Annotated in this window: 14 protein-coding genes and 1 pseudogene; 10 read left to right on the forward strand and 5 right to left on the reverse strand. The window is 34.8% G+C overall.

Going from position 1 to position 12,303, the window contains the following annotated elements; translation table 11 throughout:
* Nucleotides 1-56 precede the first annotated feature (56 nt).
* Nucleotides 57-224, forward strand: coding sequence for a hypothetical protein (locus tag R2I74_RS03910; RefSeq protein WP_316354076.1), 168 nt, complete (start codon nucleotides 57-59; stop codon nucleotides 222-224).
* A complete protein-coding gene (locus tag R2I74_RS03915; RefSeq protein WP_316354077.1) occupies nucleotides 212-541 on the forward strand; it encodes a glutathionylspermidine synthase family protein in 330 nt (109 codons plus the stop codon). The genes R2I74_RS03910 and R2I74_RS03915 overlap by 13 nt, the downstream gene beginning before the upstream one ends.
* Here R2I74_RS03915 and R2I74_RS03920 read toward each other — a convergent pair.
* Nucleotides 498-1,327: pseudogene (locus tag R2I74_RS03920) on the reverse strand (IS5 family transposase). The gene R2I74_RS03915 and the pseudogene R2I74_RS03920 overlap by 44 nt on opposite strands.
* Nucleotides 1,328-1,356: 29 nt before the next feature.
* Here R2I74_RS03920 and R2I74_RS03925 point away from each other — a divergent pair.
* The 3 genes from R2I74_RS03925 (at nucleotide 1,357) to R2I74_RS03935 (ending at nucleotide 2,913) form a co-directional block, all read left to right on the forward strand.
* Nucleotides 1,357-2,253: a glutathionylspermidine synthase family protein gene (locus R2I74_RS03925; RefSeq protein WP_394355852.1), complete on the forward strand. Its 897-nt coding sequence runs from the start codon at nucleotides 1,357-1,359 to the stop codon at nucleotides 2,251-2,253.
* A gap of 176 nt (nucleotides 2,254-2,429) precedes the next feature.
* Entirely contained in the window at nucleotides 2,430-2,624 is a 195-nt protein-coding gene (locus R2I74_RS03930) for a hypothetical protein (protein WP_316354078.1), read from the forward strand.
* 121 nt (nucleotides 2,625-2,745) lie between these two features.
* Nucleotides 2,746-2,913, forward strand: a complete 168-nt coding sequence (locus R2I74_RS03935) for a hypothetical protein (RefSeq protein WP_316354079.1) — start codon at nucleotides 2,746-2,748, stop codon at nucleotides 2,911-2,913.
* A 435-nt stretch (nucleotides 2,914-3,348) separates the two neighbouring features.
* Here the strand turns inward: R2I74_RS03935 and miaA are convergent, their stop codons facing one another.
* Nucleotides 3,349-4,293: a tRNA (adenosine(37)-N6)-dimethylallyltransferase MiaA gene (miaA, locus tag R2I74_RS03940; protein WP_316354080.1), complete on the reverse strand. Its 945-nt coding sequence runs from the start codon at nucleotides 4,291-4,293 to the stop codon at nucleotides 3,349-3,351.
* Nucleotides 4,294-4,541: 248 nt separating this feature from the next.
* A complete protein-coding gene (locus R2I74_RS03945; protein WP_394355853.1) occupies nucleotides 4,542-5,918 on the reverse strand; it encodes a phosphomannomutase/phosphoglucomutase in 1,377 nt (458 codons plus the stop codon).
* 73 nt (nucleotides 5,919-5,991) lie between these two features.
* Between R2I74_RS03945 and tsaB the strand changes: the two genes are divergently transcribed.
* Together tsaB and R2I74_RS03955 are read left to right on the forward strand one after the other, a co-directional pair.
* Complete coding sequence (gene tsaB / locus R2I74_RS03950; RefSeq protein ID WP_316354082.1) at nucleotides 5,992-6,663, forward strand: tRNA (adenosine(37)-N6)-threonylcarbamoyltransferase complex dimerization subunit type 1 TsaB; 672 nt, start codon at nucleotides 5,992-5,994, stop codon at nucleotides 6,661-6,663.
* A 250-nt stretch (nucleotides 6,664-6,913) separates the two neighbouring features.
* The gene (locus R2I74_RS03955) at nucleotides 6,914-7,090 is read left to right on the forward strand and encodes a hypothetical protein (RefSeq protein WP_316354083.1); all 177 of its coding nucleotides are present in this window, start codon (nucleotides 6,914-6,916) and stop codon (nucleotides 7,088-7,090) included.
* A gap of 472 nt (nucleotides 7,091-7,562) precedes the next feature.
* On the opposite strand, the gene R2I74_RS03960 is transcribed toward R2I74_RS03955, so the two are convergent.
* Nucleotides 7,563-7,802, reverse strand: a complete 240-nt coding sequence (locus R2I74_RS03960) for an exodeoxyribonuclease VII small subunit (RefSeq protein WP_316354084.1) — start codon at nucleotides 7,800-7,802, stop codon at nucleotides 7,563-7,565.
* A 45-nt stretch (nucleotides 7,803-7,847) separates the two neighbouring features.
* Here R2I74_RS03960 and R2I74_RS03965 point away from each other — a divergent pair, with 45 nt between their 5' ends.
* The 3 genes from R2I74_RS03965 to R2I74_RS03975 all read left to right on the forward strand — a co-directional run bounded on the left by R2I74_RS03965 (nucleotide 7,848) and on the right by R2I74_RS03975 (nucleotide 9,931).
* A complete protein-coding gene (locus R2I74_RS03965; RefSeq protein ID WP_316354085.1) occupies nucleotides 7,848-8,126 on the forward strand; it encodes an NADH dehydrogenase ubiquinone Fe-S protein 4 in 279 nt (92 codons plus the stop codon).
* 45 nt (nucleotides 8,127-8,171) lie between these two features.
* Entirely contained in the window at nucleotides 8,172-9,017 is an 846-nt protein-coding gene (locus tag R2I74_RS03970; RefSeq protein ID WP_316354087.1) for an ABC transporter permease, read from the forward strand.
* Between the two features lie 269 nt (nucleotides 9,018-9,286).
* On the forward strand, nucleotides 9,287-9,931 hold the full coding sequence (locus R2I74_RS03975; protein ID WP_394355854.1) for an ABC transporter ATP-binding protein: 645 nt from the start codon (nucleotides 9,287-9,289) through the stop codon (nucleotides 9,929-9,931).
* Nucleotides 9,932-10,014: 83 nt separating this feature from the next.
* Here the strand turns inward: R2I74_RS03975 and recD2 are convergent, their stop codons facing one another.
* Nucleotides 10,015-12,183 (reverse strand): SF1B family DNA helicase RecD2, encoded by a 2,169-nt coding sequence (recD2, locus tag R2I74_RS03980; protein WP_316354089.1) that lies wholly within the window; start codon nucleotides 12,181-12,183, stop codon nucleotides 10,015-10,017.
* Between the last annotated feature and the right edge of the window lie 120 nt (nucleotides 12,184-12,303).

A 12,303-nucleotide genomic window follows, 5' to 3' on the forward strand; every position in this document is an offset into this window, starting at 1 on the left:
TGCACCGTCAATGAAAGGCTTCACTGTAAGTTTACCAGATGATGGATATCCTGTATATGAACAAAAATCGCAAAGAAGCTGGTGGGGCAGATCATCATGGTGGGGCAGCAACAGATCATCATGGTGGAGCAGCGGAGGATCATCATGGTGGGGCACGAAGCCACGATCAGGAGGTTTCGGTAAACACGGCTTTAGTTTCGGTGGATAAGCAATGGAACGCATAGTGATAAATCCAAGGCAGGGATGGCAAGATTTAGTTGAAAATTTAGGGTTTTATTTTCATACAATTGATAATGAAATTTATTGGGATGAGTCAGCATATTATCACTTGTCTTTAACACAAGTGGATCAATTAGAGCAGGCTACAGAAGTTTTACATAGTTTGTGTGAAAAAGCGGTGAGATTTATAATTGAAAATAAGAGATATGAAGGTTTTGGTTTTTCACCACTATCTATAGCTCTTATTGAGCAAAGCTATAATAGACCTCTTTCGAAACTCATTTACCAAGCTCCCAATTATATAAACCAGCAATTAAATTGAACCTAAGACCAAATCTTTTGCGTCTATTTCGATGCAATTATTTTAAAACGCTTTAACATAATTTATCACCGATAACATTTTCATTTAATACTCTGTCACTTGCTAAACTTCTATTATTTTTCTTATCTTCTTTAGTTAAAGCATTCTTTTTACTCTTTTTCTTTGGTAGCTCAGAATTTGTATGAATCTTCTGTAAGCCTTGATAACCAGTATCAGTAATCACTTTAACCTCAGGCAGTATATGGGTTCTTGATTCTTTAAATAATTTAAAATCATGACGCTTACCATTGGAAAAAGAAGTGCATATGACTCGTTTGCTTTTCTTATCTACTACTATTTGAGTCTTTAACGTATGTCTTTTCTTTTTACCTGAGTAATAGTATTTCTGTTTTTTTGGGGTCGCTCTATAGGGCTTTCTGTAGCATCTATTAAAACTAATTCATACTCCATACCGCTTTTAACTAGAGCCTTCTTACCTGGAAGAGCAAAATCCGGATGTTTTATTAGAGTGTCTTCAACAAAACGAATTGTTTTAAATGCACTGCTTTCGCTAACTCCATAATTCTTAGCTATATGAAAATAGGTACGGTATTCCCTTAAATATTCAAGTGTCATTAATAGGCTGTCTTCCATACTAAGACTAGCTCTTCTGCCACCTTGGTACCTCCTATTTATTTGTTTCTCTGTCTTTAAAATCCCTACCATCTTTTCAAATGTACTATTTCTTACCCCTGTTAATCTTCTAAAATGCTCTTCCGATAAAATGCTTAAATTTTTATATCTCATATAGTTCTAAATTAAGTAAATTCGACTTTATAACATATTTAGTCCAGTTTCGAAAGAGGTCTAATAAACAGTCTCGTAGTTTATATGGTAGGTTTGATTTAGCTTATGATGGTACCAATCCTCCTAAAATGCTTGAGTACAACGCTGATACCCCTACTGCGTTATTTGAAGCAAGTGTTATTCAATGGGAGTGGCTGCAGTCCTTAAAATTTAAAGCAGATCAATTTAATAGTATTCATGAAAAGCTCATTGAAGCGTGGCAAGAGCTTATTCCTTCAGGAGCATTGGTGCATTTTAGTGGTTTTTTAGATAACAGAGAAGATTATGGTACGCTAACTTATCTCGCCGATACAGCTCTTCAAGTGACAAAACAAGTAAAAGTACTAGAGTTACAGAATATTACTTTGCGTAGGAAGTGGTTTAAACAGCAGCTTTGTGATGAAGAAGGATTTAAAATTGCTTATTTATTTAAATTATACCCTTGGGAATGGATGGTAAAAGATGAGTTTGCTATTTATTTATTAGAATCAGATATAACGCTCTTTGAGCCCGCTTGGCGTATGATATTACAGAACAAGAACATTCTAACTATATTATGGGAGTTGTTTCCAGATTGTCCCTATCTATTACCTGCTTATTCTTCGCCAGAGAAGATAAAAAACACATTTGTGAGTAAGATAAAAGAAGGACGAGAAGGAGATGGAGTATTTTTCTGCCGCTCTATAGAAGCTATGGAATTGCCTAAATCTATAGTTGCCTCGGATTTTATTTACCAAGAGTGGTTTAATGTACCAAATTTTGAAGGAAACTATCCTACCATAGGAAGTTGGATTATTAATGGGCAGGTTGCAGGCATTGGAATTCGTGAGGATAAATCTCCTATCATTAAAAGGTCAAGTAGGTTTGTCCCTCATTGCTTTTCCTAATCATCTACTCTCTAGCTCTATAAATATTTGTCCATAAGTTATTCCCAGTCTATAACTTCCTTACTGTCAAACAAAAGCCATAAATAAAAAAATAATTATTAAACTTTTTATTATTAAATTTATCTTTAAGTTTTTTATAATATAATCAGTATTACAAAACATATATAGGTAGTTTTATGAATAAACTTATTCCAATTTTTCTAGCTCTAGCTTTCTCAACTGTTGCCATTGCTACAGACGGCCAAAAACATGAGGACAACACCAAAAAAGAACATCATGAGAATACAGAGCACCACAAAGAAAAACCTGAGCATAAATCTGAACATCCAGATAATAAACACGAAACTGAAAAACATAAAAAGCACAATTAAGTGTATTTAAGTAAAGAAATTTTTAATATCATAAAAATAATGACAAATGATCAATATTTTCACTTGAAGATTTCGCTTTTTATATTATAATTGCCATTACAAAAACAACGAGGTTTATCTTATGCACAAAATTATTACAATTCTTCTAGCCCTAGCCTTCTCAACCGCTGCTCTTGCTAGCACTGCACCAGCAGATGCATCAAAGAAGCCTGCTACTGCTAACCAAGCACAAGCTGGTGGACAAGTAGAAGCAGAAAAAGAAAAAGAAACTACTGAAGAAAAAAAATAAGCTATTATTTTTTTCTTTATCTTTGATAAGTTAACCGATAAATGTTTAATCGTTTATCGGTTTTTTTGTCAGTGTTTCTGGATCACTAACATATAGTTAGCGTTCACGAGTTTTTTAGTTTGAACGGTTTAGTATTCACACTATAGCAAAGCCAGTTGGATTATGGTACGTTAATGGAAGAGCTAGGTAGATTACTTTGTTGCGCACAGCTGAGACGCAGCATAATCCAACTGGAGAAAGCTATACAAGGCGTCATCACTAGGAGGCCGTTAGGCTCGTGGTGATCCAAATCAGCTTACGTCAAGAGGAGCTACTAAAAAAACTGGATTGCTTCGATTTTTAACCAAATCTATGACGATCTTTTCTTAAAACCATAAACAACACTCAAAGCTTGACGATTTTTCTCAAAATTCGTGACGCTCACAGCATATGAGGTCAGTCAAATATTTGAACTACCTCCTCTCTTAAAAGCAATTGCTCCAATTCTTTGTTGCTACTATATTCTAATATTATTTTTTCTTTCATTTGATGTCTAAACCAAGTACTTTGCCTCTTAGCATATTGTCTGGTTCGACACTGAGCAAGATTTAGTGCTTCAGCTAAAGTGATCTGGCCATCCAAATATTCAATAATTTCCTGCACACCCACTGCTTTAATGCTAGAATCTTTAATGCTAGATTTATTTTTTATCAACCGTTTTATTGCCTCTACTTCCGCTACTGCACCATGATCAAACATTTGTTGTAATCTTACATTACAGCTAGACACTAAAAAATTCCGTTCTGGATTTAATAAAATCACCTTAATTACCAAGCCATTTAGAGGTGCTATAGCTGTATTATTCTGAAAAGTTATAATTGACTGACCTGTTTGCTTATATACTTCATAAGCACGCATTGTTCGTTGTTTATCCAGCATATTTAATTTACTAGCAGCTATTGGGTCTAAATTTTGAAGATCCTCAAAAAATTTTACCTGTCCATACTCTTCATGCAACATTTTAACCTCTGATTTAATAATCTCAGAAATTGCTGGTATGCTACTATAGCCAAAGATTAAAGTATTAATATACAGGCCACTCCCACCAACTACTATAGGAATTTTATTTCTAGAATTTACCTCTTTAATTACTTGGGCTGCAATCTCAGCATATTTTACTGCTGAATAACTTTCTTCATTGATATCTAAAAAATTATATAATAAATATGGTAGATCTTTCTTTAAACTGTCGGCTGGAGATGCGGTAATAATTGGAATTTGTTGGTATAATTGCATCGAATCGGCGCAGATAATTTCTCCATGATATTTTTGAGCCAATTTATGCGCAAAATATGTTTTGCCACAACCGGTTGGTCCGCAAACTATGACGACCATGTTCATATATTTAATTTGAATTGAATTAACAGGTTATTTCTGCGCTAATAATCCATTTCACACAATATCATCTCAGCGCTTACTAAGTGCTTAATGCCATTTCGAACACGCAATGTCATCCTGAATTTATTTCAGGAAGGACTTCATAAGATCCCGAAACAAGTTCGGGATAACATTGTGCACGTTCTGGATGATATTGTGCGCGTCAGGAATGACATTAAGTGCCAGGATAACAAGGCATGGAGGTAATTATATTAAAGCTGAATGCCAAAAGGAGCAAGCATTGCCTTTACCTCAGTTTTGAGAACCATTAACCCTTCACTATTACATGATTCACAACGTATTATGATTGCTTCTTCTGTATTCGATGCGCGCATTAACCACCAACCATTATCAGTATTTACTCTCAAACCATCAACATCATTAAAACTAATGCTCATTTTGATCAGCTGTGTTTTAATATTGTCGAGAATAGTAAATTTCATAGCTTTTGGAATTTTTATCCTAATCTCTGGAGTATTATAAGTTTGCGGCAATTGACTAAGCATTTCATCTAAAGAATAAGAAGATTTTGATAATAATTCTATTAGACGAATGGCCGCATAAATTGCATCATCATAACCATAATATTTATCAGCAAAAAATAAATGTCCACTCATTTCGCCAGCAAGTAACGCTCCAACTTCTCTCATTTTATTTTTAATAAAGGAGTGTCCGGTTTTCCACATTAGTGGATTACCACCATGTAATCGTATCTGATCAAATACTACCTGGCTGGTTTTGACATCCATAATAATTGTTGCTCCTGGATTTAGTGCTAGTACATCTATAGCAAATAAACATAGCAGCTGATCACCCCATACTATACCTCCTGTTCTCGTTACAATCCCAATGCGATCAGCATCACCATCAAAGGCAATACCGCAATCACACCCCTGCTTCTGTACAACTTCAATTAATTGAGTTAAATTTGCAGCGACTGTAGGATCAGGATGATGATTGGGAAAATCTCCATCGATTTCACCATTAATTATGACATTGTCGTTAGTTAACCGACGAAGTAGTAATTTAATAGCTTTACAAGCTGCTCCATTTCCAGGATCCCAAGCAATTTTTAAGTTACTTTTGAGATTGGAGTGATCCAAGATTTCTGTAATATACTGCTCGTATATATCTATTTCTTGCACATCATAACTGGACGTAGACTGTAATAACTGCTCCCAATCGGTGTTATTTATCGTACTTAATAAATCCTGGATCTGCTCTCCAAAAAAAGATTTACCCTGGACAACCATTTTAAAGCCATTATCATCTTTTTGATTATGAGAGCCGGTAATCATAATACTAGCCGCGGGCATGAACTTTATGTCAGCAAAATATAATGCTGGCGTTGGCACTACGCCAACTGATATTACTTTACCTCCAGCTGTGATTATACCTTCTACTAAAGCTTGATAAAGCTCATCCGAACTATGTCTTCCATCTCTCCCTACACAAATCACGCTATTATTAGCAGTAATATTTTCTCTTGTAAAACAGAAACCTATCTTATAAGCTGCATCAGTGGTTACATCTAATTTAGCATCACCACGTATATCATATGCTCTAAAAATAATTGGGTTAATTATCAATCCTGGCATTATTCTTGGCATCTTTTATATTCTCATCTTAAATTTTATCCACGTTAATTATATAAGAGATTTGATGAAAATACTAGCATTCGATACTGCAAATAACATCGCAACGGTAGCAATCTCAGAAGGGCAAAAAATTCTTGCTTATATCGAAGAGCTAAGACCGTCAATGCAAGCTGAACGGTTAATTAACATGATTGAATCTGCCCTAGAATATTCAAAACTTGGATATCGTGATATTGATTATTTAGGAGTTACCAATGGGCCTGGAAGTTTTACCGGCATTAGAATAGGATTAGCAGCAGCAAAAGGTATTTTATTTAATAGTAAGATAAAAAGTACTGCTATTAGTAATTTTGAGGTAGCAAATTTTAGAGCAACTCTACAAGCCAAAAATTATCAACAAAGCATCATCTTGCTTGATGCTTACCGTAGTCAGCTATATGTACAGATATTTGATAATCATAATAACTCTAGCAGTAACCCTCTATTATTAGATTACGAAGCTGTCATTAACTTATTGCATCAACAACAAATCAGAACAATTTGCGCTGGTAGTGGTATAGTGCGTATATATAGCAAGATCAAGCATTTATCATATATTACAATCTTGCCAAGATTCAGCAGAGTTAAGTCAATATATCTATGCAGATATATTGATTTAACTCTAAATAAACGGAAATTACTACCGTTTGAGCCTTTATATATTAGAGGAGCTGATGCAAAACTCCAGAATAGATGATGTTGTTAATCAAATTGTTGACTATAGCAATTATTCTGCTATATTGTTAGGCTCCTAAGGTGCTTCAAAAAACACCATAAGAACAACCGGTTTATTTCAAACCGTTATGCCTCACTCCCTTAAGCTTCAAGCCGGGAGTCCCACTACTATACAATAATGCCTTACGGCTAAAGGTAGTGGGGCATGAGTTGTTCCATGTTTTTTGAGCTCCCGGTACCAGATTTTATCTAGATTTAAGGAGTTCATGTCGATGGAATATAATTTTATTGCTGATTTATTAGCTAAGTTTGCTGCTTGTTCTGATATCATTAAAGCTGCTATTCTCATTGATATTGGAGCGATATTAATTAGCGTATTCTATTTCATAAAACAGACTATTACTGAATCTATTAAATTAATAAAAACTCCACCTTATACTGATATCTAGAAGTAGAGCTGAGAATGTTCAATAAAATATGCGTCAAGTTAGGAAAAGAGGCGATATGAGCAGTACACTACCACACCTCGTCATCACGAGTTGATATATCCCACGAATTTGAAAGTGCTGAAATGCGCTATATATCGTCATTGCGAGAAGTAACCTTTAGGTTACGACGAAGCAATCCAGAAAGATTAACACAGTAAAAGCTGTGTCACTGTTATAATTTTTTTCTGGATTGCTTCGTCATGTGCTTACGCACATGGAAGCAATGACGAGCTTTTGGAGTGTTTTTTAGCCACTTCAAATTCGTGGGGATATATCAGATTGCGAGGGCTTTGCCCGAGGCAATCTAGCAAAACGAGTAACTATACTGGATTGCTTCGACCATAAATGGTCTCGCATGACGAGGTGTGGTAGTACTTGCTCATATCGTCTCTTTTCCCTAACTTGACGACGCATATGGTTTATTGAATACTCTCTACAATTCCACCTCTTCAATAACCACACTACCATCCGCTGATTTGGTAATTTTTTCGATTTTTAGTTTAGCTTCGTTTAATTTTTTCTCACAATGATCTTTTAACAATATACCCCTCTCAAAACTATTAATTGCCGCTTCAAGATCGTGCTGCCCAGAATCAATTTTTTTGACTATTTCTTCAAGTTCTGCTAAAGCTTGTTCGAAAGTCATATTTTCAATGGATTTTAATGTAGTCATGTACTAAAATATTTTTATTTAATAATAAACATTATATTGATATTTATGCAAGCAAGAATTTACAAGCCGGCTAAAGCAGCCACACAATCTGGTGAGAGTCAAACAGAATGGGTACTGGAATTCATCCCCAACAAAGAAGATAAGTTTATTGAACCGATAATGGGTCGCACTACTTCCAAAAATATGATGGACGAAGTGCGAATTAAATTTTCTAATTTAGAAGAAGCAGTCCATTTTGCTACTAACAAAAATCTTCAATTTGAAGTTATTCCTCCACAGCCACGAAAAATAATAAAAAAAAGTTACGCTAGTAATTTTAAGTAAATTTTGTTACCAACTAAGATTACTAATTTTTATTTCAAATGATTTATGACTGACTCTACTAATTCTTCTAATAACCATAAACATACACAAAATTTTGACAATAATCTCAAAAAAGCGTTTGATGATTTTGTCAGATCATTCAAATATTGGCGGATATTTTACTTAATCGGTATTAGTGATATACGAAAAAGATATGCTCGCTCCAGTATTGGACAATTTTGGTTGACTCTATCATTAGCAATTAATATCACAACTATTGGCATAATCTGGTCAGTGCTATTCAAAACTAGCCTTCCAGATTATTTACCTCATCTTGCTACCGGAATGCTGTTTTGGCTGTATATTTCCAGCTGTATTACAGATGGCAGCAATATCTATATCAGCTCTACAGGATATCTTATAGGACTCAGCCTGCCTAAATTATCTTATATTAATAGTTTATTTGTTAAAAATATAATAATATTAGTTCATAATTTACCAGTAATAGTAGTAACCTATCTAATCTGTATGCAAAAAATATCTATTGGCGCACTTTTTGTTGCTTTATCAGGATTCGTATGCACTTCCATTTTTCTCTTTCCAATAACTATAATTCTAGCCATTTTTAGTGTCCGTTTTCGTGATTTTCCTAATATTATTGCTAGTATTATCCAAGTTGTTTTTTATGCTACACCAATTATGTGGAAAATTGAATCAATACCATCAAGGTTTCATGATTATATTTTGCTTAATCCATTAGCCATATTTCTTTCCTTATGTCGCGACCCATTACTGGAAATTACTATTCCACACCAATATTGGTTAGCAGCAATCTGCTATATTATTACAAGCTGGATCATAGCTATACTATTCTTTAGCAAATTTAGACATAGAATAACCTACTGGTTATAATTTTGTACAATTCTATCACTTATAGCAAAGCCAGTTGAATTATGGTACGTTAATGGAAGAGCGAGGCTGCGCAGCGTAGATTACTTTGTTGCGCACAGCCGAGGCGCAGCATATTTGGCGTACCATAATTCAACTGGGGAAGCTATAATTATCCTCACGGAGTTACTGTGGCCTATATCAATCTCATTAATGCTGACGTAGTTTTTGCTGTATATAATAGTAAAACTCGTTCGGTACGCAATCAGCTCATTGGAGCAATTGGTGGTAAAATCAATGCCATTGATCATACAACCTATATAAGAGCTCTTAATAAAATTACTATTGAAGTTAAGGAAGGTGAGCGAGTTGGGCTAATTGGACATAACGGCGCTGGTAAAACAACCCTACTTAAAGTACTTGCAGGTATTTATGAACCTACAGAAGGCACCATCTACCTCGAAGGTCACATCTCTTCCTTAACAGATATTACTATGGGCATGGATCCAGAACTTAGTGGACACGACAACATAATTATGCGCTGCATATTTATGGGCATGAGTTTTAAGGAAGCTAAAAGTAAAGTAACCGAGATTATTGATTTTTCTGAATTACATGAGTATATCGATCTACCAACACGCACATATTCCACTGGCATGTACCTCCGGCTTGCATTCGCTATATCTACTGCTATAACTCCAGATATATTAATCATGGATGAAATGATTGGTGCCGGCGATGCTGCCTTTATCCATAAAGCTAGAACCCGTATCAGTGAATTAATAGAACGAACAAAAATTATGGTACTTTCCTCACATGATTTACAAATAATGAAATATACTTGTAATCGTGGCATCTGGATGGAGAAAGGGCAGATTCGTATGGATGGAAATATGGAAGAAGTTATTGAGGCCTATAAAGAATTTACTAATAGCTAGCAAGCGCTGTAGAAATTTTAATTTTATTTTGCCTTACGACCCGTTAAGTGAACTATAACAAGCTATAAAAGGCTATATCCTTTTCAAAGATATAGCCATTCTTTTAATTTGGAATATCTACGTAAAGTTTTATTATCCTTGACCGCTATAGCTAATGCTTTTTTCTCACCAATAATTATTACCAATTTTTTACCACGAGTAATCGCTGTGTAGATAAGATTACGTTTTAACATCATAAAACTTTGCATGGTCAGCGGAATAATCACGGCAGGATATTCTGAACCTTGGGATTTATGTATGGTGGTAGCATAAGCTAAAGTAATTTGGTCTAAGTCAGTATAATCATAGATAACATTACGATTATAAAAGTTTATAGTTACTTCCTGCTCTTGCTCATTGATATTATTGATGATGCCGATATCACCATTATATGTTTCTTTATCATAATTATTTTCGGTCTGCATTATTTTGTCACCTAAAGAAAAAATCTGACCAAACTTAACAATGCCGCTATTATAATTGGGGTTTAACGCCTGTTGCAGTTCTATATTGAGTGAGCGTACCCCGACACCACCTCTTTGCATGGGACATAATATTTGGATATCATTTACCGGATGGAGATTAAATTTCTTTGGTATCCGCTCTTTTACTAAATTAATTATTTTATTAGTAATATCATCGCCTTGTTCTGCTTCAATAAAATAAAAATCAGATTCTTCTTTAGTAAATTGTAAATTTGGAATAATGCCATTATTAACCCGGTGAGCAGTGGTGATAATGTTGCTACTAGCCGCTTGCCGAAATATTTCTGTTAGTTTAACAGTAGGTATAGCGGCAGAATTTATGATGTCATTTAAGACTTGTCCAGCACCAACAGAAGGTAATTGATCCACATCGCCCACTAACAGCAAAGCAACGTTTTGAGGTAATGCTCGGAGCAGCGAATAGAATAGGGAAACATCGACCATTGAGGTTTCATCGATAACCAGATAATCACACGGTAATGTTGATTGCTCATTATGCTTGAAGCCGCCATATTTATGGTCTATTTCTAATAATCTATGGATAGTAAGAGCTTCAAAACCGGTACTTTCGCTAAGACGTTTAGCGGCTCTGCCGGTAGGAGCGCAAAGCTTTATTCGCAATTTATTTGTTAGCAGTATCTTAAGTATAGCATTTACTAACGTTGTTTTTCCGGTGCCAGGTCCACCAGTAATTACTAAAACCTTGGTGCTTAATGCTTGTGTAATTGCTTCTTTCTGGTTTTGTGCTAATTCTATATTTAATTGTTGCTCTACCCATGGTATAGTTTTGGTTGCATCAATTTCCTCCCAAGATATATTTTGCTTAGCTAATGCAAGTAATAATTTTGCTATATTTTTCTCGTAGAGATAATAGGTATTTAAAAAAATACTATCAATATTATTAATGGTATCATTAATTAAAGTGCCTGCAGTAATCTCAGTTTGTATAGCAAGTTCAACTAAATTACTTTCTAAATCCAGTAATTTTTGGCTACTATCGATCAATGTTGCTAGTGGCAAGCCACAATGACCGTTGGTGGTGGCTTCAAGTAATAGATGAGCAACGCCTGCAGTAGCTCGGATTAATGAATTTCTTGCAATACCTAAATTAGCAGCGATAGTATCAGCAGAAATAAAACCAATACCTCTTATATCTTTAGCTAATTGATAAGGATTTTTAGATACCACTTCAATTGCTTGTTCACCATAGGTTTTATAAATTTTGGTGGCTCTGGTTGTACCAACTCCATGAGATTGTAAGAAGATCATGATTTCACGGATGATTTTTTGATCCTGCCAATTGGCGCAGATACTTTGTGCTCTGATGACCCCAATTCCGTCAACTGATGATAAAAGCTCCGGCTTAGTTTCAATCACTTCAAACACTTTATCACCAAAGGCGGTAATTAGCTTTTTGGCAAAATAAGCGCCGATACCTTTAATTAGACCAGAGCCAAGATATTTTTCAATTCCTTCTAAAGTATCGGGAGGTAGAGATTTTAAGAAATCAGCTTTAAACTGTTTACCATGGATACGATCATTTTGCCAAATCCCACTGCATTTGATATATTCTCCTGGTGATATAGAAGGGGTATTACCTATTACTGTTACTATATCTTTATGGTTTTTTATCTTAATGCGTAACACTACAAAACCGTTTTCAGGGTTATGATAGGTTACTCGTTCCACAGTACCTGCAAGATGTTCTTTATTACTTGCTTGCTTCATCTTTAATATACTTCACAGAAAATTTAGAAATTATATCAATCAACTGATATAATAGGATATTATTTTGCTTGTATCATTTGGTAGGTTCATACTGACGGTGCCTTCATTCTTCAACAATTG

Source organism: Candidatus Trichorickettsia mobilis (assembly GCF_963422225.1).
GTDB lineage: Bacteria > Pseudomonadota > Alphaproteobacteria > Rickettsiales > Rickettsiaceae > Trichorickettsia > Trichorickettsia mobilis_B.